Origin of the sequence: Streptomyces sp. NPDC050147 (assembly GCF_040660195.1) — a bacterium.
Taxonomy (GTDB): domain Bacteria; phylum Actinomycetota; class Actinomycetes; order Streptomycetales; family Streptomycetaceae; genus Streptomyces.
Genome location: NZ_JBFALJ010000008.1, coordinates 175,276 through 197,741, shown reverse-complemented (window position 1 = coordinate 197,741; position 22,466 = coordinate 175,276). Strand labels below are relative to the sequence as shown.

At 71.2% G+C, this 22,466-nt stretch carries 18 protein-coding genes; 16 read left to right on the top strand and 2 right to left on the bottom strand.

The features are described from left to right. Window positions 1-74 precede the first annotated feature (74 nt). The 16 genes from AB0I94_RS15405 to AB0I94_RS15330 all read left to right on the top strand — a co-directional run bounded on the left by AB0I94_RS15405 (window position 75) and on the right by AB0I94_RS15330 (window position 20,945). Window positions 75-659 carry a PaaI family thioesterase gene (locus tag AB0I94_RS15405; protein ID WP_363209930.1) on the top strand — a complete coding sequence of 195 codons (585 nt, stop codon included), beginning with the start codon at window positions 75-77 and terminating at the stop codon, window positions 657-659. Continuing rightward, window positions 656-1,192 (top strand): dUTP diphosphatase, encoded by a 537-nt coding sequence (dut, locus tag AB0I94_RS15400; protein WP_363310058.1) that lies wholly within the window; start codon window positions 656-658, stop codon window positions 1,190-1,192. The genes AB0I94_RS15405 and dut overlap by 4 nt, the downstream gene beginning before the upstream one ends. A 1-nt stretch (window position 1,193) precedes the next feature. After that, entirely contained in the window at window positions 1,194-1,958 is a 765-nt protein-coding gene (locus AB0I94_RS15395) for a DUF3710 domain-containing protein (RefSeq protein ID WP_363310057.1), read from the top strand. A 350-nt stretch (window positions 1,959-2,308) separates the two neighbouring features. Next, window positions 2,309-2,398, top strand: a complete 90-nt coding sequence (kdpF, locus tag AB0I94_RS15390) for a K(+)-transporting ATPase subunit F (protein WP_033264828.1) — start codon at window positions 2,309-2,311, stop codon at window positions 2,396-2,398. An 8-nt stretch (window positions 2,399-2,406) separates the two neighbouring features. Beyond that, window positions 2,407-4,071: a potassium-transporting ATPase subunit KdpA gene (gene kdpA, locus AB0I94_RS15385; RefSeq protein WP_363310056.1), complete on the top strand. Its 1,665-nt coding sequence runs from the start codon at window positions 2,407-2,409 to the stop codon at window positions 4,069-4,071. Further along, window positions 4,068-6,221, top strand: coding sequence for a potassium-transporting ATPase subunit KdpB (gene kdpB / locus AB0I94_RS15380; protein ID WP_363310055.1), 2,154 nt, complete (start codon window positions 4,068-4,070; stop codon window positions 6,219-6,221). The genes kdpA and kdpB overlap by 4 nt, the downstream gene beginning before the upstream one ends. A gap of 23 nt (window positions 6,222-6,244) precedes the next feature. After that, window positions 6,245-6,925: a potassium-transporting ATPase subunit C gene (locus tag AB0I94_RS15375; protein ID WP_363310054.1), complete on the top strand. Its 681-nt coding sequence runs from the start codon at window positions 6,245-6,247 to the stop codon at window positions 6,923-6,925. Window positions 6,926-7,050: 125 nt separating this feature from the next. Further along, window positions 7,051-10,317, top strand: a complete 3,267-nt coding sequence (locus AB0I94_RS15370) for an FtsX-like permease family protein (RefSeq protein WP_363310053.1) — start codon at window positions 7,051-7,053, stop codon at window positions 10,315-10,317. A gap of 302 nt (window positions 10,318-10,619) precedes the next feature. After that, the gene (locus AB0I94_RS15365; protein WP_363310052.1) at window positions 10,620-13,298 is read left to right on the top strand and encodes a hypothetical protein; all 2,679 of its coding nucleotides are present in this window, start codon (window positions 10,620-10,622) and stop codon (window positions 13,296-13,298) included. Then, window positions 13,291-14,202 carry an ABC transporter ATP-binding protein gene (locus AB0I94_RS15360; protein ID WP_363310051.1) on the top strand — a complete coding sequence of 304 codons (912 nt, stop codon included), beginning with the start codon at window positions 13,291-13,293 and terminating at the stop codon, window positions 14,200-14,202. Before AB0I94_RS15365 ends, AB0I94_RS15360 begins: the two co-directional genes overlap by 8 nt. Window positions 14,203-14,293: 91 nt before the next feature. Next, window positions 14,294-15,520, top strand: a complete 1,227-nt coding sequence (locus AB0I94_RS15355) for an alginate lyase family protein (protein ID WP_363310050.1) — start codon at window positions 14,294-14,296, stop codon at window positions 15,518-15,520. A gap of 75 nt (window positions 15,521-15,595) precedes the next feature. Then, window positions 15,596-16,276 carry an ABC transporter ATP-binding protein gene (locus AB0I94_RS15350; protein WP_363310049.1) on the top strand — a complete coding sequence of 227 codons (681 nt, stop codon included), beginning with the start codon at window positions 15,596-15,598 and terminating at the stop codon, window positions 16,274-16,276. Between the two features lie 174 nt (window positions 16,277-16,450). Continuing rightward, window positions 16,451-18,997, top strand: coding sequence for a sensor histidine kinase KdpD (locus AB0I94_RS15345; RefSeq protein WP_363310048.1), 2,547 nt, complete (start codon window positions 16,451-16,453; stop codon window positions 18,995-18,997). Between the two features lie 44 nt (window positions 18,998-19,041). Continuing rightward, on the top strand, window positions 19,042-19,725 hold the full coding sequence (locus tag AB0I94_RS15340) for a response regulator (RefSeq protein WP_160507672.1): 684 nt from the start codon (window positions 19,042-19,044) through the stop codon (window positions 19,723-19,725). 89 nt (window positions 19,726-19,814) lie between these two features. Further along, entirely contained in the window at window positions 19,815-20,213 is a 399-nt protein-coding gene (locus AB0I94_RS15335; RefSeq protein ID WP_363310046.1) for an OB-fold nucleic acid binding domain-containing protein, read from the top strand. A 3-nt stretch (window positions 20,214-20,216) separates the two neighbouring features. Beyond that, window positions 20,217-20,945 carry a DUF3159 domain-containing protein gene (locus tag AB0I94_RS15330; RefSeq protein ID WP_363310045.1) on the top strand — a complete coding sequence of 243 codons (729 nt, stop codon included), beginning with the start codon at window positions 20,217-20,219 and terminating at the stop codon, window positions 20,943-20,945. Window positions 20,946-21,091: 146 nt separating this feature from the next. On the opposite strand, the gene AB0I94_RS15325 is transcribed toward AB0I94_RS15330, so the two are convergent. After that, window positions 21,092-21,769 (bottom strand): TrkA family potassium uptake protein, encoded by a 678-nt coding sequence (locus AB0I94_RS15325; RefSeq protein WP_363310044.1) that lies wholly within the window; start codon window positions 21,767-21,769, stop codon window positions 21,092-21,094. Next, window positions 21,769-22,437 (bottom strand): TrkA family potassium uptake protein, encoded by a 669-nt coding sequence (locus tag AB0I94_RS15320; RefSeq protein WP_363310043.1) that lies wholly within the window; start codon window positions 22,435-22,437, stop codon window positions 21,769-21,771. Before AB0I94_RS15320 ends, AB0I94_RS15325 begins: the two co-directional genes overlap by 1 nt. Window positions 22,438-22,466: the final 29 nt, after the last annotated feature.

The window sequence follows — 22,466 nt, the reverse complement described above, 5'->3', positions numbered from 1 at the left end:
TCGGGGCGGTCTGCGCGCAGCGCGGTCAGGCAGGGCGGCGGTGGGAGACGGCCGGGCGGGTAAGGTCTGCGGCTGTGAGTGGTACTTCAGCAGCTCTGACGCCCCCGGCCGACGCGATAGCGCCCGTCCGCCACCCCGACGCGCCCGCCCCCGGCGAGCTCATCGGAGCCCATTACGAGCACTGTTTCGGCTGCGGCGAAGGACAGGCCCACGGGCTGCACCTCGCGACGCGTGCCGGTGAAGGCGTGGGCGTCACCGCCGAGTTCACCGTCCGGGAGGCCCACCAGGGCGCCCCGGGTCTGGCCCACGGCGGAGTGCTCGCCACGGCGCTCGACGAGACGCTCGGCTCGCTGAACTGGCTGCTGCGGGTGATCGCCGTGACCGGTCGGCTCGAGACCGACTTCGTGCGGCCGGTGCCGCTGGGCACCGTGCTCTTCCTCGAGGCCGAGGTGACCGCCGTCTCCGGACGGAAGATCTACTCCCGGGCCACCGGACGGATCGGCGGCCCGGAGGGGCCCGTGGCCGTCCGTGCCGAGGCCCTCTTCATCGAGGTCAAGGTCGACCACTTCATCGACAACGGCCGCCCGGAGGAGATCCGGGCCGCCATGGACGACCCCGACCAGATCCGCCGCGCACGTGCCTTCGAGGTGAACCCGTGACCCCCGCCCCCCGTCCCGAGCTCGACGTGCTGATCCGTCGCGTCGACTCCGAGGTCCCGCTGCCGTCGTACGCGCAGCCCGGCGACGCCGGAGCGGATCTGCGGACCACCGAAGCGTGCGAACTCGCCCCGGGCGAGCGGGCGGTACTGCCCACCGGGGTGTCTGTAGCGCTGCCTGAGGGGTACGCGGCCTTCGTGCACCCCCGTTCCGGTCTTGCGGCCCGCTGCGGTGTCGCCCTGGTGAATGCCCCAGGGACGGTGGATGCCGGGTACCGTGGAGAGATCAAGGTGATCGTGGTGAATCTCGACCCGCGCGAGCGCGTGCGGTTCGAGCGCTTCGACCGGATTGCCCAACTGGTCGTCCAGCAGGTCGAGAAGGTGCGCTTCCGCGAGGTGGCGGAGCTTCCCGACTCGGCGCGGGCCGAGGGGGGCTTCGGGTCCACCGGCGGCCATGCCGCCGTGGGCGCCGGCTCGGGCGACAAAACGGGTGGGAATCGATACGCATCGGTCGTATCTGACCGGGAAGGACAGTGACGTGTTCGGACGTCGCAAGAAGGACAGTGCCGCCGAGGACGCGGCGAGCGAGGCCGAGCAGGTCGTCGATGGCCGTGACAGCGATGACACGGCCGCGGCGCCGTCGCGCGTGAGGCTCGAGCCCGAGCCCCGCCCCGACGGTCCCTGGGACGTCTCGGAGGTCCGGGAGCCCGGCGAGGGCCGAGTGGACCTGGGTGGCCTCTTCGTGCCGGGTGTCGAGGGCATGGAGCTGCGTGTGGAGGTCGCGGGTGACGCGATCGTCGCCGCGACCGTCGTGCTCCAGGACAGCGCGATCCAGCTGCAGGGCTTCGCCGCCCCCAAGAAGCAGGGCATCTGGGGCGAGGTCCGTGAGGAGATCGCCTCGGGCATCACCCAGCAGGGCGGTGTCATCGACGAGGTCGAGGGCCCCCTCGGCTGGGAGCTTCGCGCGCAGGTTCCGGTGCAGCTGCCGGACGGCACGGGCGGGGTGCAGGTCGTGCGCTTCATCGGTGTCGACGGCCCGCGGTGGTTCCTGCGCGGGGTCATCTCCGGCCAGGGCGCGGTGCAGCCGCAGGCCGCGGGTCTGCTCGAGCAGATCTTCCGGGACACCGTCATCGTGCGCGGCGACGGCCCGATGGCTCCTCGTGACCCGATCGTCCTGAAGCTGCCGGACGACGCCCAGATGGTCGCCGAAGGCGGTGTCCAGCAGGAGGAGCAGGAGGGCTCGCGCTTCTCCGGCGGCATGGGCCAGCTCCAGCGGGGCCCTGAGATCACCGAGGTGCGCTAGCACCCCCAGACGTGCCGAGGCGCCCCGGGCGCCCTGTTCACGCCGTACGGCCGATGGGCCGCACTCCCCGACGGGAGTGCGGCCCATCGGCGTTTTCGCAGGTGGGAGCCGGGCGGGGGAGGGGTGTGTCCGGGGTGTGTCAGTAGACGTAAGAGAGTCGTCAATGGGGCGCCAACGGACGTAAGGGACCCGTCAACGGCGGTCGTTTCCGGCCAGGGAGGGGGTTTGCTCAAGGCGTCAGATCAATCGCCTCTCATCTAGGAGCACACGATGGCCGACGTGGCCTTCGTCGTCACCACGATCGCGGTCTTCGCGCTGGTGGCGCTCATCGCCAAGGGGGTGGCGAAGCTGTGACTGCCGAGAACATCGTCGGTCTCGTCGTGGCCGTCGCCCTGCTGGGCTATCTCGTCCTCGCTCTTGTGTTCCCGGAGAGGTTCTGAGTACGGACATGAGCCCTGTTCTCGCGGGTGTGCTCCAGTTCCTGGCGCTGATCGTGGCGCTCGCCCTGGCATACCGTCCGCTCGGCGACCACATGGCCAAGGTCTACTCCTGCGACAGGCATCTGCGCGTCGAGAAGTGGATCTACAAGGGCATCGGAGCCGACCCGAACGCCGAGATGCGCTGGCCCGCGTATCTGCGCGGGGTGCTCGCCTTCTCCGCCATGAGCCTGCTGTTCCTGTATCTGCTGCAGCGGCTCCAGGGCTCGCTGCCCGGGTCGCTCGGCTTCAAGTCCATCGATCCCGACCAGGCCTTCAACACCGCCGCGTCCTTCGTGGCGAACACCAACTGGCAGTCGTACTCCGGCGAGCAGGCCATGGGCCACGTCGTGCAGACCGGCGGCCTCGCGGTGCAGAACTTCGTGTCCGCCGCCGTCGGCATCGCCGTCGCGGTGGCCCTGGTGCGCGGCTTCGCCCGCTCCCGCACGGGTGAGTTGGGCAATTTCTGGTCCGACCTGGTGCGCGGTGTCGTACGCATCCTGATACCGATCTCCGTGATCGGCGCGGTCGTCCTCGTCGCCTGTGGCGCGATACAGAACTTCTCTGGCGTCCACGGGGTCGGCCAGTTCCTGGGCGGCAGCCAGGAGTGGAACGGCGGAGCGGTGGCCTCGCAGGAGGTCATCAAGGAGCTGGGCACCAACGGAGGCGGCTACTTCAACGCCAACTCCGCCCACCCCTTCGAGAATCCGAACGGATTCTCCAACCTCTTCGAGGTCTTCCTGATCCTCGTCATCCCCTTCGCGATCACGCGGACGTTCGGCCGCATGGTCGGTTCCCTCAAGCAGGGGTACGCGATTCTCGCCACGATGGTGACCATCTGGGTCGGGTTCACCGCGCTGATGATGTGGACGGAGTTCCACCACGGGGCCCCCGCCCTCGACATCGCCGGCGGTGCGATGGAGGGCAAGGAGACGCGGTTCGGGATCGCCGGATCGGCGATCTTCTCGGTCGCCACGACGCTCACCTCGACGGGCGCGGTCAACTCCTTCCACTCCTCCAACACCGGCTTCGGCGGCGGACTGGACCTCCTCGGCATGCAGTTGGGGGAGATCGCACCCGGCGGCACGGGGTCGGGCCTGTACGGCATGCTGATCATGGCGATCATCGCGGTGTTCATCGCCGGTCTCATGGTGGGCCGTACGCCGGAGTACCTGGGCAAGAAGATCGGCACCCGCGAGATCAAGCTCGCGGCCTGCTACATCCTCATCACACCGGCCCTGGTGCTCGGCTTCACGGCGGTGGCGATGGCGCTGCCCACGCCCAAGGACTCGATGCTCAACTCCGGGGCGCACGGCTTCTCGGAGATCCTCTACGCCTACACATCGGGCGCCAACAACAACGGTTCGGCGTTCGCCGGACTGAGCGCCGACACCAACTGGTTCAACACCACGATCGGTCTCGCGATGCTGCTCGGCCGCTTCCTGCCCATGGTGTTCGTTCTCGCCCTCGCGGGCTCGCTGGCCGAGCAGAAACCGATTCCGGCGACGGCAGGCACGTTGCGCACCGAGAAACCGCTGTTCACCGGGTTGCTGGTCGGCGCCATCATGATCATCACCGGTCTCACCTACTTCCCCGCGCTCGCCCTCGGGCCGCTGGCCGAGGGGCTGGCGTCATGACCACCGAGACGAAGCCTGAGGAGCCCGGCTCCATGTCCACCGCTACTTCCACCCGTGCGCCGCACCAGGACGTGCCCGGCGGGCACCCGGACGACGGCGGCCGTGTCGGCGGGGGTCTGTTCGACCCCGAACAGCTCCTGAGGTCCTTTCCGGACGCCGTGCGCAAGCTCGATCCGCGTGTGATGGTCAAGTCACCCGTCATGTTCGTGGTGCTCGTCGGCTCGGTGATCACCACCGTCCTCGCGGTCCGGGACCCGGGGGACTGGTTCGGCTGGGCGATCGCGGTCTGGCTCTGGCTGACCACGATCTTCGCCAACCTGGCGGAGGCGGTGGCCGAGGGCCGCGGCAAGGCGCAGGCGGACACGCTGCGCAAGGCCAAGACGGACACGGTCGCGCGCCGCCTGAACGGCACGGCCGAAGAGCAGGTGCCCGGCACCGAGCTGCGCGTCGGCGACCTGGTCGTCTGCGAGGCGGGCGACGTGATCCCCGGCGACGGCGACGTCGTCGAGGGTGTCGCGAGCGTCGACGAGTCGGCGATCACCGGTGAATCGGCCCCGGTCATCCGGGAGTCGGGCGGTGACAGATCGGCCGTCACCGGTGGCACAAAGGTCCTCTCCGACCGGATCGTCATCAAGATCACGACGAAGCCGGGCGAGACCTTCATCGACCGCATGATCAATCTGGTCGAAGGCGCGGCACGGCAGAAGACGCCCAACGAGGTCGCCCTCAACATCCTTCTCGCGTCCCTCACCATCGTCTTCCTGCTCGCGGTCGTCACGCTCCAGCCGTTCGCCGTGTACGCCGGTGCGGAGCAGTCCATGATCGTGCTGGCCGCGCTCCTGGTGTGCCTGATCCCCACGACCATCGGCGCGTTGCTGTCCGCGATCGGCATCGCGGGCATGGACCGCCTGGTCCAGCGCAACGTACTCGCCATGTCCGGGCGGGCGGTCGAGGCCGCCGGTGACGTCTCGACGCTGCTGCTCGACAAGACGGGCACCATCACGCTGGGCAACCGGCAGGCCGCCGAGTTCGTGCCCGTGCGCGGGACGACCGGGGCCGAGCTCGCGGACGCCGCCCAGCTCTCCTCGCTGGCCGACGAGACACCCGAGGGCCGTTCCGTCGTCGTACTGGCGAAGGAGAGGTACGGGCTTCGCGAGCGCCACCAAGGCGAGTTGGAGGGGGCCGAGTGGGTCGCTTTCACCGCGCAGACGCGGATGTCGGGCGTCGACCTCGTCGAGGGCGCTGCCGGGCGCCAGGTCCGCAAGGTCCGCAAGGGCGCGACGGGTTCGGTCGTCGCCTGGGTCACGGAGAACGGCGGCACGGTCTCCGACGACGCCCAGGCGGTGACGGACGCGATCTCGCAGGCCGGCGGCACACCGCTGCTTGTCGCCACCGCGGACGACAAGGGTGCGCGGGTACTCGGTGTCATCCACCTGAAGGACGTCGTCAAGGAAGGGATGCGGGAGCGGTTCGACGAGCTGCGGCGCATGGGCATCAAGACCGTCATGATCACCGGTGACAACCCGCTGACCGCCAAGGCGATCGCGGACGAGGCGGGCGTGGACGACTTCCTCGCCGAGGCCACGCCCGAGGACAAGATGGCGCTGATCAAGCGGGAGCAGGCCGGTGGCAAGCTCGTCGCGATGACCGGTGACGGCACGAACGACGCGCCCGCGCTCGCCCAGGCGGACGTCGGCGTGGCCATGAACACCGGGACCTCGGCCGCCAAGGAGGCCGGGAACATGGTGGACCTGGACTCCAACCCCACCAAGCTCATCGAGATCGTCGAGATCGGCAAGCAACTCCTGATCACCCGTGGCGCGTTGACGACCTTCTCGATCGCCAACGACGTCGCGAAGTACTTCGCGATCATCCCCGCCATGTTCGCCGTGGTGTATCCCGGTCTCGACAAGCTCAACATCATGAACCTGTCGTCTCCGGAGTCGGCCATTTTGTCGGCCGTCGTCTTCAACGCGCTGATCATCGTCGCGCTGGTGCCGCTCGCCCTCAAGGGTGTGCGGTACCGGCCGATGAGCGCGGACAGGATGCTGCGGCGCAACCTCGGCGTCTATGGCCTTGGCGGTCTCGTCGCCCCCTTCGTCGGCATCAAGATCATCGACATGGTCATCTCCCTCATCCCCGGGCTGTAGTTCCTGAAAGCGTGCTGATCGTCATGAACAACTCCGTCGGAAATACGGCACGGCTGCTGGGTGCGGGCCTGCGTGCCCTGCTCGTGCTGACCGTGATCTGCGGCGTCATCTATCCGCTCGCCGTCACCGGGATCGCCCAGGGCCTGTTCCACGACAAGGCCAACGGCTCCGAGATCAGAAGCGAGGGCAAGGTCGTCGGCTCCGAGCTCATCGGGCAGCGGTACGACCTGCCGCTCAAGAAGGGCCAGGAGACCGCCTCGCCCGACCTGCGGTGGTTCCAGCCCCGGCCGTCGGGCGGCCTCGGCTCCAACCAGGACGCGGGGGCGAACACTCAGTACGACCTGATCCTGTCGGGCGCGACGAACCTCTCCGGTGACAACAAGGACCTGATCGCGAACGTCAAGGCGGCCAAGGAGGCCGTGGTGAAGGACAACTCCACGGCCGACTTCAGGGTCGAGCCGACGGATGTGCCGGCCGAGGCCGTCACCTCGTCCGGCTCGGGTCTGGACCCCCACATCACCCCTCGGTACGCGGAACTGCAGGCCCACCGAGTGGCCGAGAGGAACGGCCTTTCCGTGCACACGGTCGAGAAACTGGTCGACGAGCACACCGACGGGCGGATCCTCGGCTTCATGGGTGAGCCCCGTGTCAACGTCCTCCAGCTCAACGTCGCGCTGAAGGAGTACGTCGCCGACCGGAGCTGATCACCGGAGCTGATCCTCCATCAACTCCCTTGTAGCCCGCGGTGGTTCGGTCATCGACCGAAGCATTGCGGGCCACAATCGCGTACGTCCATACTGTGCCGGTCACGCGGGGGGAGACCGGTGCGGTGAGCGGACGGCGCGTGCCCGCCGTGGTGCGGAGCGGCCGGTACCACGGGATGGTGCTGGGGGCCGCCGGGCTTGCGGTCCTGCTGGCGGCCACGGTGCTCGCCGCCCTTGCCGCGCTGACCGAGAAGGCCGTGGAGGGCGGGGTGCGGCAGCGGCTCGGCGCGGACCGGGAAGCCGCCGTCGAGGTGGCGGGGCGCTACGACGTCGACACTGTGCGGCGCCTCGACGCGGACGTACGCGACGCGGTCGGCCGCACTTACGGCGATGTGCCCCACCGAACGCGCCTCGCGCTGCGGGCACCGGCGGCGCGCAACGACGAGCTCTCCGTGACCGAGGCCGGGGGCCGGCGCCGCGATGACGCCACCGTGTCCGTGGCCGCGCTCGAAGGGGCCGGGTCCCACGCCGCTCTGGTGGCCGGCCGGTGGCCCCGCGGCTTCGGCGGCTCGTCCCGTGTGGTGACGGAGACGGCGCTGACCAGGGCGTTCGCCGCCGAGCTCGCGGTGCGGACCGGTGACGACGTGGTCGTGCGCGGCGCCGGCGAGCGCCTGGTGCGGATGCGGGTCGTCGGGCTCTACGCGACCGAGGGGCGCGCGCCCGCGGTCTGGGCAGGACTCAGCAGTACGTTCGGGATGCCCGACTCCATCGCGCTCGTGCCCCGCGCCGCGTTCACGGCCCGGCCGGGGCTCGCGAAGGACGCGGGCGCGCTCTGGCTCGGCGTGCCCGAAGCGCGGGGGCTGCGGCTCGGGGACATCGGGCCGCTGGCCGAGCGGGCCCGGCGGTTCGGCGGCAGCGATGCCTCGCTCTCGGTGCTGCGGGGGAAGCACCCCGATGCGGAACTGACTGTCTCGGCGGGGCTGCGCAGGGCGCTCGACCGGCTCACCACGCCCATCGCCGTGGCCCGCGCCGGGCTCTACGTCCCCGCCACGCTGCTTGCCGCCCTCGCGGTCGCTGCCCTGGTGCTCACCGGGCGTCAGCTCGCCGAACACCGGCGCCCGGAGCTTGCGTTGCTGGCCGCGCGGGGTGCGGGAACGCGGCGGCTCGTGGTGACGACCGGGGTGCAGTGGGCGGTGGTGGCCCTTCCGGCGGGCATCGCCGCGCCCTTCCTCGCCGGTCCGCTGCTGCGGCTGCTCGAAGGGGCGGGGGTGTTGCACGGCGGGGTGCCGGACGCCGCCGCGATCGGCGCCGCCTGGATGGCTGCCGCCTTCGCCGTCGTGGTGCACGGGTGCGCGGTGCTCCTGCCGACGGTGCGGGTGGTGCGGGACCGGCAGGCGGTGAGCCGGCTCCGCCTGCGCGTGGGCCGGTTCGCGGGCGTACAGCGAGTGGGGGCCGATGTGGTGCTCGGGGCGGTGGCCGTCCTCGGGTGGCTGCAGCTGCGGCAGTACCGGTCTCCGGTGACCGGTGACGGTGTCGACCCGGTGCTCGTGTTCGCGCCGGTGGTGATGACCACCGCGGCCGCCCTGCTCGTGCTGCGCCTGCTGCCCTTCCTGACGCGGGCCATCGACCCGCTCGCCCGGCGTGGCAGGGGGCTCGTGCTGCCGCTCGGCGGGTGGCAGATCGCGCGGCGTGCGGCACGGCACGCCGGGCCCGCCCTGGTGGTCACGCTGGCCCTGGCCGTCGCGGCGCTGAGCAGCACCGCCCTCGCCATTCTCGACCGGGGGGACCACGACCAGGCCGTCTTCCGGGTCGGTGCCGACCTGCGGATCGAACCGGGGGAGGGCGTGCCCGCCGGGGAGCGGCGTGCGACGTACGGTGCGTTGCCCGGGGTCGACGCGGTCACTCCCGTGATGACCACGGAGGGCTACATCGGGCAGGACGCGGTGGCCGTCACCGGCATCAACACCGGGCGCGGGCCGGTGCCTTCGCTGCGGGGCGACCTCGCGGAGCGGCCTGTGCGGGAGCTTGTCGCGCCGCTGGGGAAGGGGGTTCCGGCGCACGGGCTCAGCGTCGGCGGCGCTCGTCCCGCACGGGAACTCCCCTTGCGGGTACGGCTGTCGGCCGACGGGGCCGGTCGCGCCGTGCCGGTGCGGCTGACCGTCTTCTTCGAGGACGACGACGGCCTCGTCCACTCAAGCGCTGTCCTTCTTGAAGAAGGCGGCCCTCGCGGCCCTCGCGGCCCTCGGACGCTTCCCCTGAAGGTGCCCGTGCGAAGCGGTGGCCTACGGATTCTGCAGATCGACCTGAGCATGGCGGGCGAGACGGTGCGGCGCACCTACCGTCTCAGGATCGACCGGGTGCCGGGGCTCACCCGGGAGGCCGACTGGCGCGACCTGCGCGAGGACGCGCCGGACCGGTACGGGGCGGGGTGCCCCGGGGCCGAGCGGCCCCGCGGGGCGGTGGGGGAAGCGCCCGGTCCCGTGCTCTGCCGTGACAGGCCCGGGGCCGGAGTGCTGCTCGACGCGGTGCTTCGGGGCCCCGACACGCGGCTCAAGTATCCGACGTGGAACGTTCGGCTCGGCACGGACAGCGCCAAGGGCCGCCCCGCGACGCCCGCTCTCGCCGACCGTGCGCTGCTCGACTCCGGTGGGGTGCGGGTCGGGGACGTCGTGACGGTGCGGCGCGGTGCGGGCGGCAGCGCCCGGCTGAAGATCGTCGGACGGGTCGAGGCGGTGCCCGGCGAAGCGCGCGACCGGCCCCGCCTCCTTGCCGACTCGCGGGCGATGACGGCCCAGCTGGCGCTGAGCGGGGCCTTACCGGGTGCGGAGAGCGCGTGGTGGGCGGGGGCGGTACGGGGTGATGCGAGCGCCGCGTGGGAGGCGGTGCGCGGCAGTCCTCGGCTCGGAACCGCCGTGGACGTGCCGCACGCGCGCGTGGCGCTCGGCGAGGACCCGCTGCGGCGGGGCGCCCGTGGCGGCCTCTGGCTCTGCCTCGCCCTCGCACCGGCGTTCGCCGTCATCGCTTTCACGCTGCATACGGTGCTCGCGGCGCGGGCCAGGGAGCGGGAGTTCGCGCTGCTGCGGGCTCTAGGGGTACGCAGGGGCCAGCTCGCCGCGTACCTGTGGACGGAGCAGTTGGCGCTTGCGGGGGTGGCGGCGCTCCTGGGCACGCTGCTCGGAGCGGGCCTTGCCGCCGTGATCATGCCGGTGGTGACGGTGGACGCGGCGGGCGACCCGGTCTTCCCTGGGCTGCTCACCGAGGTGCCGTGGGTGCGGGTGTGGGGCGTGGCCGGTGGGGTGACGGTGGTGATCTGCGGGGTCGTGAGCGCGGTGGTGCGTGTTCTGGGGCGGGTGGATCTGGGGCGGGTGTTGCGGGCGGGGGAGGACGGGTGAGGGGGGTGGGAGCTGTGCTCCGGGCGGACAAACCGGCATGTCTCCCTGCGTCTCGGTGCCGTCTGCGGGTGGCGGTGCGTTGCTGCGGCGCCGCCGTCCGGCGGTGGGGCGGGGGCGTGCCGGTGCGTGCAACTGCGCAGTTCGCGCCCCCCGGCGTGCGTCGTCGGCTGGCGGGCGTCTTCGTGTGTCTCGCCGTCGACTGCTGGTGATCGGGTGGGCGGGCCGGAGAGCTTGTTCGGGAGGGGCGGATGCGGGTTAGGGCGTGGGTGCGGGGGGAGTTGGGGCCCCTGGGGGGCCTTGCCTTGGTTGTTCTGGTGCTCTGCGGCCTCGCTGCCGGTGGGGCCGGGTTGCTGGAGGTGGCTTCGGGGCACGCGTTGGGGGACCGGCTCGAGCAGGTGCAGCGTGATGCTCCGGGGATCACCCACCGGGTGCGGTTCGGGCCGGAGGAGAAGCGGGTGGGGGCGGAGAGCACCCTGGACGCCGATCTGCGGAGGTACTCGACCGTCGTCGAGAACGCCGCCCCCGCCGCTCTCCGCGGCGAAATCCTGCGCGACTCCACCCGCATCGCCCTGCCCGGCGTACGGACCGAAGACGGCACCACACTGTCCCTCGTGTACGCGAGCGATGCCCCGCCCCGGTCGGCGTACGCCGCTGGACGGCCACCCGCCGCGAGGGGACGCGTCGTGGAGATCGCCGTCTCCACCCGTACCCGTGACGCCCTGAAGCTGCGGCTCGGGCAGGAGCTGAGTCTCGGCCCCGGCGCGTTGGAGATCGTGGACGCACCGGCACGGGTCGTCGGGTTCTACGCCGCGGAGGGCGAGCGGCGGCTCTGGCGCGAGCAGCCCCTGCTCGCGCGTACGGGACGGGACCCGCACGGCGGGGCGGCGCGGTATGCGGGCGCCCTGCTCGCGCCGCGGGGCGTCGAAGTGCTGCAGAGTCAGGCCGAGGCCGACCTCACCGTGATCTGGGGCATGCGCCTCGACCCCGGCGGCGACGCCGCGCGTCTCGTCGGCGACCAGGGACAGCGCGACTTCGAGCGCCTCATGCTCCGCTACCCCGATGCCGTACGGAGCGTCACGTGTGACGTGGGGATGGTCAGCGGCGGCATGCCCTGCGCCTTCGGCGAGCACCCGGCCGCCGAGTCGGAGACCGCCACCGAACTGCCGGATACCTTGGCGGAGTTCCAGGGGCAGTGGCGGCAGGGCAGCGTGGTGATCTCCTTCGCGCTCGCCTCGGTGACGGCGGTCGGACTCGCCGCCGTGGTCGTCGGCGCGCTGCTCTCCGTACGCCGACGCCTCGACGTCCATCGACTGCAACGCGCGCGTGGGGCGTCGGCCCTGGGGACCGCCCTGGGGCGTGGGGCGGCGACCGCACCGGCCGTGCTGCTGGGATTCGGGGGCGGGTGCGCGGTCGCTTCGGCGCTGCCGGATGCCTCGCCGGCGTATGGGCGAGGGCTCCTCGTCGCCATGGGCGCGTGGCTGGTGCTGCCCCTGCTGACCTGGTGGTCCGTCCGCGACCGGGCCCTGCTGCGGGACAAGGGGGCGAGCAGCGGACGCCGCGTCGTCGTCGAGGTGAGTGTGGTGGTCCTCGCTCTGGCGGGCGTCCTCGCGCTGCGCTCCCGTGGGACGACGGGCGAGGCGGGAGGCGATCCCCTGCTCGCCACCGCGCCCGTACTGCTGGGGCTCGCCACGGTCGTGGTGCTGGCACGCCTCTACCCATGGCCGGTACGCCTCGTCGCCCGCCGGGCCACCCGTGGACGCGGAGCCGTGGCCCTCGTCGCGCTCCGCGGCGCCGCCAAGGAGGCTCCCGCACGGGCGCTCGCACTGCTCGTCCTGGTGGTGACCCTGGCCGGCGCCGTGTTCGGCGGCCTGGTCGCCCAGACGCTCACGGAGGGGCGACAGGACGCCGCCGCCTGGCGGGTGGGCGCCGATGCCTCCTTCCTGGGAGCGGGGCGTGACCCGGACACCGCGGGACGCCTGGCACGCGCGCGTGGAGTGCGGCAGACGGTGGCGGTGCGGCAGCTGCGGGTCGATCCGGTGAGCGCCACGGACGGCGGGCGGTACGGGATCGCGAGCCTGGTAGGCGTCGACGGCACGAAACTGCGCTCCGCCGCGGGGGGTTCGGCGGCGGCCCGCGCGCTGCGGGACGCAGGTCTCGGCGGGGGCGAGGCCAAGGGAGGCGGCGGGCGTGACATTCGTGTGCTCGCCGATGACGCCGACGCGGGGGACCTGCTGACCATCACCGTGCACGGCAAGGAGCGCCGCCTGCGCGTCGTGGGCACCCTCCCCGAGGCGGTGCGCAGGGACCCCGCACTCGGCGCCGTAGGCTCGGCCACCGAGGCCAGGGACCACCTCCTGCTCGCCGACAACCGGGACCTCAAGGCCTTCGGCGCGAGCGAGTTCGAGGAGACGGCCCTGCTCCTGTACGGCCCGCACCTGGACGTACGTGAGCTGCGCTCGGTCGTCCCGCGCGCCGCGCCCGGCGCCGCCACCGGAGAGCTGCGCATCCGTGCCGAGGAGCAGGCGGAGGCCGACGAGGACGGCCTGGTCGCGGCTCTGACCGTCGCACACACCGCCTGCACCGCCCTGGCCGTGTTCCTTGCGCTGCTCGCCCTCGTCCTCGAACTCCTGCTGTCCGCCCCGGCCCGCGGCGCCGCCGCCGCCCGGCTGCGCACGATGGGGCTCGGCGCCCGCGCCACGGCCGGGCTGCATCTGCTCCAGCTGCTGCCCATGGTGCTGGCGGCCGTGGCAGGGGGCGTCGCGCTCGGTCTGACCCTGCCCGGGCTGCTCGGACCCGCCCTCGACCTGCGGGTGTTCACCGGCGGCCCCACCGCGCCCGCTCTGCGGACCGACGCCCTGTTCACCACGGTTCTGGCCGCCGGAACCGTCGCCCTGGTGGCCGTGGCGGTGGGGCTGGAAACCTGGCTGGGACGGCGCCGGGGTCTTGGAGCAGTGCTGCGACTGGGGAGGAACGATGACTGAGCTCGCCGATCTGGAGGCCCGCGCGAACGCCCGGCGCCGGCCCGCGGGGGACGAGGGCCTCGTCGTCTGCGACAACCTCGTACGCGTCTACCGCACCGAAAAGGTGGAGGTACAGGCTCTCCAGGGGCTCGACCTGGTGGTCGGGGAGGGGGAGTGCGTGGCCCTCGTGGGCGCGTCCGGGTCCGGCAAGTCCACCCTCCTGTCGATCCTCTCGGGGCTGGATCTGCCGACCGCGGGACGGGCCCGGGTCGCCGGGCACGACCTGCTCTCCATGGGGCGCCGCGAGCGCCTGGGCTACCGACGGAACACCGTCGGGTTCGTGTGGCAGCAGACAGGGCGCAATCTGCTGCCCTACCTCACCGCCCTGGAGAATGTCGCGCTGCCGATGAAGTACGCGCGCGTGCCCCGTCGCGAGCGCGCGGCTCGGGCCGCCGAACTCCTTGGCGTGCTCGGAGTGGCGTACTGCGGCGACCGTCGGCCCGCCGAACTGTCCGGCGGCGAACAGCAGCGGGTCGCCGTGGCGGTGGCCACCGCCAACGCCCCCCGTGTGCTGCTCGCCGACGAGCCCACCGGAGAGCTGGACACGGCCAGCGGTGAGGAGGTGTTCACCGCCCTGCGCCGTGCCAACGAGGAGCTCGGCGCGACGGTCCTGGTGGTCACGCACGATCCGCTCGTCTCCGGCCAGGTCCGTCGCACGGTGCGCGTCCGGGACGGCCGTACGGCCACGGAGACGTTGCGGAAACACGGCGGTGCGGGCGAGGAGTTCACGGTTCTGGACCGGGCGGGGCGCTTGCAGCTGCCGCGGGACTACGTGGAGCGCTACGGGCTGCGCGGGCGCGTGCGGCTCACGGAGGAACCGGACCACATCGGAGTCTGGGGCGAGAACCCGAATCCCACACCTTGACGGAAGTCAGGTCCATACCTATGGTCACGGCCCAACACGCTTGTTCAGAAAGGCACTTGAGGTTCACATACGAGAATGGATGGCCCTTCGCATGGCTGACACCCCCACACCCGTGCGCCACCACCGCAGATCGCGCACGGCAGTCCTCGCGACCCTCGCCTCCGTGGTGACCGCCCTGGTCACCGCCCTCCTCGCGTGGCCCGGCACCGAGCGCGCCGACGCCGCGCCCAGCACCTTCGCGCACCCCGGTGTCACCGTCTCCCGCGGACAGTTGGACTTCACCAGGGAGAGGGTCAACGCGGGTGCCCAGCCCTGGAAGGGTGCCTACGACCAGATGATGGGGAGCAAGTACGCCTCCCTTTCGCGCACACCCAAGCCCCGCGCGGTCGTCGAGTGCGGTTCCTACTCCGACCCCAACCACGGGTGCACCGACGAGCGCGAGGACGCGATGGCCGCGTACACCACGGCCCTCGCCTGGTACATCACCCGTGACGAGCGCTACGCCAAGAAGTCCATCGAGCTGATGGACGCCTGGTCCGCCACCATCAAGGACCACACCAACAGCAACGCCCCGCTGCAGACCGGCTGGGCGGGATCGTCCTGGCCCAGGGCCGCCGAGATCATCAAGCACACGTACACCGGCGGTTGGGGCAACTCGGGCCGCTTCGCGACGATGCTGCGCGACGTCTACCTGCCCGAGATCATCAACGGCTCGAACTCCAACGGCAACTGGGAACTGTCGATGATGGAGGCCGCCATCGGCATCTCCGTCTTCCTGGAGGACAAGGGGTCGTACGACAAGGCGATGGCGAAGTTCCGCACGCGCACCGCCGCGTACGTCTATCTCGCCTCCGACGGCGAGCTGCCGAAGACCGTGCCCAGCCAGAACCTGGACACCCGCGCCAAGATCGTCAAGTACTGGCAGGGGCAGGGCACCTTCACCACCGGGCTCACCCAGGAGACGTGCCGCGACTTCACCCACACCGGATACGGACTCTCCGCGATCTCCCATGTCGCCGAGACCAGCCGCATCCAGGGCGAGGACCTCTACAAGACGGACGTCGGCGAGCGGCTGCGCCAGGGCCTCGGCTTCCAGGCCAAGTACGAACTGGGCGAGGCGCCGCCGAGCTCGCTCTGCGGCGGATCGGTCCACCGAGGCCTCGGGCCCGTCACCGAGGTCGGCTACAACGCGCTCCACAACCGCCTCGGCCACGCCATGAGCAACACCCAGAAGCTCACCGAGAAGAACCGCCCGGCAGGTTCCAACAACCTGTTCGTCGCCTGGGAGACCCTGACCCACGCGGACAACCCGCGCTGACCCGGACCTTGTTGGGCCGGGCGTGCGGTGACCATACTGACGCCCGGTCCAACAAGGCCGTACGGGGGAGTGGGCATGACCGAGCACGCGATCGTCGTCGAGGATCTGCACCGCACCTACGGCCGCGGTGCGTCCGCCGTGCACGCCCTGCGCGGCGTCTCCTTCGCCGTGCCGCGCGGTGAGCTGGTCGCCCTGAAGGGGCGGTCGGGCTCCGGCAAGACCACGGTGCTGAACCTCGTCGGCGGGCTCGACACCCCGGACGCGGGCACGATCACCGTGGAAGGGCTCGAACTCGCGGGTCTCGGTGAGGACGGCCTTTTGGAGCTGCGCCGCGACCGCGTCGGCTTCATCTTCCAGTCCTTCGGACTCATTCCGATACTCACCGCCGCCGAGAACATCGGCGTACCCCTTCGGCTCCGAAAGACCGACCCCCACGCGCGCGAGGAGCGCGTCGCGCTGCTGCTCGCCCTCGTCGGCCTGTCCGACCACGCCGAGCAGCGGCCGGGCGAGCTCTCCGGAGGACAACAGCAGCGCGTGGCGATCGCCCGCGCGCTGGCCAACAAGCCCTCCGTGCTCATCGCGGACGAGCCCACCGGGCAACTGGACGCCGAGACCGGACTGGCCGTGATGGAGCTGCTGCGTGCCGTCGTCCGCGGCGAGGGCGTCACCGCCCTGGTCGCCACGCACGACGCGGCACTGCTCGACCTCGCCGACCGGGTCCTCGAACTGAGCGACGGCGAGATCGTCGAACGCTGACCCCCGCGCTCCGCCACATCACGGCCCGCCACATCAGGACCCGCCACATCAGGACCCGCCACATCAGGGTTACGTCAAAGAGCGGGCACGGGCGCCCCTTCGTCCCCTTTGCGGGATTTGTTGGCCGTAAGGTCGACGCTGCGTACACAGCAGTTTCGGGAAGACAATGGGGCCATGGCACGCGGCAAGCTTCGGATATACCTCGGTTCGGCACCGGGCGTCGGCAAGACGTACGCGATGCTGTCCGAGGCGCACCGCCGCATCGAGCGCGGCACCGACTGCGTGGTGGCCTTCGTGGAGCACCACGACAGGCCGCGCACCGAGGTGATGCTGCACGGCCTGGAGCAGGTGGACCGCAAGGAGCTCGACCACCGCGGCACCTCCTTCACCGAGATGGACGTCGACGCCGTCCTGGAGCGCGCGCCCGCGGTCGCGCTCGTGGACGAACTGGCGCACACGAACGTCCCCGGCTCACGCAACGCCAAGCGCTGGCAGGACGTCGAGGAAATCCTCGCCGCGGGCATCGACGTCGTGTCGACCGTGAACATCCAGCACCTGGAATCCCTCGGCGACGTCGTCGAGTCGATCACCGGAGTACGCCAGCGCGAGACCGTGCCGGACGAGGTGGTACGTCGCGCGGACCAGATCGAACTCGTCGACATGTCGCCACAGGCGCTGCGCCGCCGCATGGCGCACGGCAACATCTACAAGTCCGACCGGGTCGACGCGGCCCTGTCCAACTACTTCCGGCCCGGCAACCTCACCGCCCTGCGCGAACTCGCACTGCTCTGGGTCGCCGACCGGGTCGACGAATACCTCCAGCAGTACCGCGGCGAGCACGACATCCGCTCCACCTGGCAGGCCCGCGAGCGCATAGCCGTCGGGCTCACCGGCGGGCCCGAGGGCCGCACGCTGATCCGCCGCGCGTCGCGGATGGCGGCCAAGGGCTCCGGCAGCGAGATCCTCGCCGTCTACATCGCCCGCAGCGACGGCCTGACCGCGGCCTCGCCCAAGGAGCTCGCGGTCCAGCGCACCCTGGTCGAGGACCTGGGCGGCACCTTCCACCACGTCATCGGCGACGACATACCGGCCGCGCTGCTCGACTTCGCCCGCGGCGTCAACGCCACCCAGATCGTCCTCGGCTCCTCGCGCCGCAAGACCTGGCAGTACATCTTCGGGCCCGGCGTCGGCGCGACGGTGGCCCGCGAATCGGGACCCGACCTGGACGTCCACATCGTCACGCACGACGAGGTCGCCAAGGGCCGTGGTCTGCCCGTGGCACGCGGGGCGCGGCTCGGCAGGTCCCGGAGCATCTGGGGCTGGCTGGTGGGCGTGGGCGGCCCGGCTCTCCTGACGCTGCTCCTGACCCATGTCGACGCGGACCTGGGTCTCGCCAACGACATGCTGCTGTTCCTGACGCTCACCGTCGCCGCCGCGCTGCTCGGCGGTCTCCTGCCGGCGCTGGCGTCGGCGGCCTTCGGCTCGCTGCTCCTGAACTACTACTTCACGCCGCCGCGGCACCTGTGGACGATCTCCGACTCCAAGAACATCGTCGCGATCATCGTCTTCGTGGGCGTCGCGATCTCCGTCGCCTCCGTCGTGGACCTCGCCGCACGCCGCACCCACCAGGCCGCGAGGCTGCGAGCCGAGTCGGAGATACTCTCCTTCCTCGCGGGCAGCGTGCTGCGCGGCGAGACGAGCCTGGACGCCCTCCTCGAACGCGTACGCGAGACTTTCAGCATGGACTCGGTGGCCCTCCTGGAGCGCGCGAGCGACGTCGCACCCTGGACCTGCGCGGGCCGGGTGGGCGAGGGCCGCCCGCTCGACCGCCCCGAGGACGCGGACGTGGACATGCCGGTCGGCGACCACATGGCGCTGGCCCTGTCCGGCCGGGTACTGCCCGCCGAGGATCGCCGGGTGCTCGCCGCGTTCGCCGCGCAGGCCGCCGTGGTCCTGGATCGCCAGCGCCTGAAGTCCGAGGCCGACCAGGCCCGCACCCTCGCCGAGGGCAACCGCATCCGCACCGCGCTGCTCGCCGCCGTCAGCCATGACCTGCGTACGCCTCTCGCGGGCATCAAGGCCGCCGTCTCCTCCCTGCGCTCCGACGACGTGGCCTGGTCCGAGGAGGACCGGGCCGAGCTCCTCGAAGGCATCGAGGACGGCGCCGACCGCCTGGACCACCTGGTCGGCAACCTGCTGGACATGTCCCGCCTGCAGACCGGCACCGTCACACCGCTGATCCGCGCGATCGACCTCGACGAGGTCGTCCCGATGGCACTCGGCGGTGTCCCCGACGGCAGCGCGGACCTCGACATCCCCGAGACGCTGCCCATGGTCTCCGTGGACAAGGGCCTCCTGGAGCGCGCGGTCGCCAACATCGTGGAGAACGCGGTCAAGTACAGCCGCGCCGCCGAACCGGTCCTGGTCTCCGCGAGCACGCTCGGCGACCGCGTCGAACTGCGCGTCGTGGACCGCGGCCCCGGCGTCCCCGACGCCGCGAAGGACCGCATCTTCGAGCCGTTCCAGCGCTACGGTGACGCTCCGCGCGGCGCGGGCGTGGGCCTCGGTCTCGCCGTCGCCCGCGGCTTCGTCGAGTCCATGGGCGGCACGCTGGAAGCCGAGGACACCCCGGGCGGCGGCCTCACCATGGTCCTCACCCTGCGGGCGGCGGCGGGCGGACCACCGGCGCTGCCGGACCTCTCCGCCCAGGCCGCCTCATGACCGCCGAGACGGCCACCACCGACAAGCCCGAAAGGCAGGTACGCATGACCCGGGTGCTCGTGGTCGACGACGAGCCGCAGATCGTACGCGCCCTCGTGATCAACCTGAAGGCGCGCAAGTACGACGTGGACGCGGCCCCGGACGGAGCCACCGCGCTCCAGCTCGCCGCCGCTCGCCACCCCGACGTGATCGTGCTCGACCTCGGTCTGCCCGACATGGACGGGGTCGAGGTGATCAGGGGCCTGCGCGGCTGGACGCGCGTCCCGATCCTGGTGCTGTCCGCGCGGCACAGCTCGGACGAGAAGGTCGAGGCGCTCGACGCGGGCGCCGACGACTACGTCACCAAACCCTTCGGCATGGACGAGCTCCTGGCGCGCCTGCGGGCCTCCATCCGCAGGGCCGAGCCCACCGGGGCGGGCGAGGACGACGTGATGGTGGACACGGAGCACTTCACGGTCGACCTGGCCGCCAAGAAGGTCAACCGCGACGGGCGCGACGTACGCCTGACGCCCACCGAGTGGCATCTCCTGGAAGTCCTGGTGCGCAACACCGGACGCCTGGTCAGCCAGAAGCAGCTGCTCCAGGAGGTGTGGGGCCCTTCGTACGGTACGGAGACGAACTACCTGCGCGTCTACATGGCACAGCTGCGCCGCAAGCTGGAGGCGGACCCCGCGCATCCGCGGCACTTCATCACCGAGCCGGGAATGGGTTACAGGTTCGAGCGATAAGTCAAGGGTCGGGACCGGGCTGAGCGGGCATGAGCACAGATGAGCGCACCCATTGCGGCGCTGTCGGCGACCCCCGGTACGCTTCCTGTATGAGTGCTGTTCCTGGTTCCGAGAAGCCGGCAGGCCGTTTCCGGCGCATGCTCGACCGGCTGTCCTCCTCCCAGGAGGATCTGGAGTCGGAGGAGCTGCGTGAGGATGCCGAGACGGCTGGGTGCACCCGCATCGGAGACTGCCAGGACCGCCAGATAGTCACGGTTACTGGTACCTTGCGCACGGTCACCCTGCGACCACGCGCCGGCGTCCCCGCCCTGGAGGCGGAGCTGTTCGACGGCTCCGCGGCTCTGGACGTGGTGTGGCTCGGCAGGCGCTCCATCGTGGGGATAGAACCGGGGCGCAGGCTGATCGCGTCCGGCCGGGTCTCGATGAGCCGGGGCCGCCGGGTGCTCTTCAACCCCAAATACGACCTCAGACCCCTCGGACGGGAGTAGCCGGTGACGTCCCTCGACAAGCCGACGGACCAAGGAAGCACGGATGAGGACGCCGATTCCAGGGCCGTGACCGAGGCCGCGCTCTTCGAGGCCTTCGGCGGTGTGCGGGGCATGGTGGAGACCGTCGTCCCGGGCCTCCTCTTCGTGACGATCTTCACGATCAACAAGGACCTGCACATGTCGGCCATCGCGGCCCTCGCGGTGTCCCTGGTGCTCGTGGCGGTCCGCCTGGTCATGAAGGACACCGTCAAGCACGCCTTCAGCGGCGTCTTCGGGGTCGCCTTCGGTGTGGTCTTCGCGATGATGACCGGCAACGCCAAGGACTTCTATCTGCCGGGCATGCTCTACACCCTGGGCCTGGCCCTCGCCTACATCATCACGGCCGTCGCGGGTGTCCCGCTGATCGGCCTGATCCTCGGCCCGGTCTTCAAGGAGAACCTCTCCTGGCGGACCCGCAATCCGGGCCGCAAGAAGGCGTACACCAAGGCCAGTTGGGCCTGGGGTCTGATCCTGCTCGCCAAGTGCGCGATCCTCTTCCCGCTCTACTGGTGGGCGGACACGACCCAGTTCGGCTGGGTCCTGATCGCCCTCAAGATCCCGCCCTTCCTGCTCGCCGTCTGGCTGACCTGGGTCTTCCTGGCGAAGGCACCGCCGCCGATCGACGTGTTCGCCGAGATGGAGGCCGCCGAAAAGGCGGAGGAGGAGCGCAAGGCGGAGCGCCGCAACGCCTGAGCAGGGTGGGACCTGCGCCCCGAAGGGGCGCGGGGAACTGCGCGACCAGCCACGACGCGCCCGCAGGTGAAAGACGCGCCCGCAGGTGAAACAGATGGGGGTGCCCGGAATTTTCCGGGCACCCCCATCCACATAGAAGCGCAGAGCTAGCTCGCCGTCTCCTCCCTGCGTACCGACAGCAGATCCTCCAGCTGCTCCTCGCGCGCCTGCGCCGCCACGAAGAGAAGCTCGTCACCCGCCTCCAGGGAATCGTCGGGCGTCGGCGCCAGCACCCGCGTGCCGCGGATGATCGTCACCAGCGAGGTGTCCTCGGGCCACTGGACGTCGCCGACCGTCGTGCCCGCGAGCGCCGACTCGGGCGGCAGGGTCAGCTCGACGAGGTTCGCGTCGCCGTGGCTGAAGCGGAGAAGCCGGACGAGATCACCGACGCTGACGGCCTCCTCGACGAGCGCGGACATCAGACGCGGAGTCGAGACCGCGACATCGACGCCCCAGGACTCGTTGAAGAGCCATTCGTTCTTGGGGTTGTTCACGCGGGCGACGACCCGCGGGACGCCGTACTCGGTCTTCGCGAGCAGCGAGACGACGAGGTTGACCTTGTCGTCGCCGGTCGCGGCGATCACCACGTTGCAGCGCTGGAGCGCCGCCTCGTCGAGCGAAGTGATCTCGCAGGCGTCGGCGAGCAGCCACTCGGCCTGCGGGACGCGCTCGACCGAGATGGCGGTCGGCGCCTTGTCGATGAGCAGAATCTCGTGCCCGTTCTCCAGGAGCTCACCGGCGATCGAACGTCCGACCGCGCCTGCTCCGGCAATGGCGACCCTCATCAGTGACCGCCTTCCTCGGGGCCTTCGGCGAACGCCGCTTCGACCTTCTCGACCTCGTCGGTGCGCATCATCACGTGCACCAGGTCGCCCTCCTGGAGCACCGTCTGGGAGGTCGGCAGGACCGCCTCGCCCAGCCGGGTGAGGAAGGCCACGCGTACGCCGGTCTCCTCCTGGAGCTGACTGATCTTGTGGCCGATCCAGGACTCGGACGCGTGCACCTCGGCGAGCTGTACGCCGCCGGTGGGGTCACGCCACAGGGGCTCGGCCCCGGAGGGCAGCAGCCTGCGCAGCATCTGGTCGGCGGTCCAGCGGACCGTGGCGACGGTGGGGATGCCGAGGCGTTGGTAGACCTCCGCGCGGCGCGGGTCGTAGATGCGGGCCGCGACGTTCTCGATGCCGAACATCTCGCGGGCCACGCGGGCGGCGATGATGTTCGAGTTGTCGCCGCTGCTGACCGCGGCGAAGGCGCCCGCCTCCTCGACGCCGGCCTCGCGCAGGGTGTCCTGGTCGAAGCCGATGCCGGTGACGCGACGGCCGCCGAAGCCGGAGCCCAGACGGCGGAAGGCGGTGGGGTCCTGGTCGATCACGGCGACCGTGTGCCCCTGTTGTTCCAGGGTTTGCGCGAGAGCCGATCCGACTCTCCCGCAGCCCATGATGACGATGTGCACGCCCGTCCTTCCGGCTGTGTCAATACGTT

Excerpts from the sequence above, each read along its gene's own strand:
- kdpA (WP_363310056.1), top strand. The coding sequence starts at position 2,407 with ATGAGCCCTGTTCTCGCGGGTGTGCTCCAGTTCCTGGCGCTGATCGTG.
- AB0I94_RS15355 (WP_363310050.1), top strand. The coding sequence starts at position 14,294 with ATGGCTGACACCCCCACACCCGTGCGCCACCACCGCAGATCGCGCACG.
- AB0I94_RS15375 (WP_363310054.1), top strand. The coding sequence starts at position 6,245 with ATGAACAACTCCGTCGGAAATACGGCACGGCTGCTGGGTGCGGGCCTG.
- AB0I94_RS15350 (WP_363310049.1), top strand. The coding sequence starts at position 15,596 with ATGACCGAGCACGCGATCGTCGTCGAGGATCTGCACCGCACCTACGGC.
- AB0I94_RS15340 (WP_160507672.1), top strand. The coding sequence starts at position 19,042 with ATGACCCGGGTGCTCGTGGTCGACGACGAGCCGCAGATCGTACGCGCC.
- AB0I94_RS15335 (WP_363310046.1), top strand. The coding sequence starts at position 19,815 with ATGAGTGCTGTTCCTGGTTCCGAGAAGCCGGCAGGCCGTTTCCGGCGC.
- AB0I94_RS15325 (WP_363310044.1), bottom strand. The coding sequence starts at position 21,769 with ATGAGGGTCGCCATTGCCGGAGCAGGCGCGGTCGGACGTTCGATCGCC.
- AB0I94_RS15360 (WP_363310051.1), top strand. The coding sequence starts at position 13,291 with ATGACTGAGCTCGCCGATCTGGAGGCCCGCGCGAACGCCCGGCGCCGG.
- kdpB (WP_363310055.1), top strand. The coding sequence starts at position 4,068 with ATGACCACCGAGACGAAGCCTGAGGAGCCCGGCTCCATGTCCACCGCT.
- AB0I94_RS15345 (WP_363310048.1), top strand. The coding sequence starts at position 16,451 with ATGGCACGCGGCAAGCTTCGGATATACCTCGGTTCGGCACCGGGCGTC.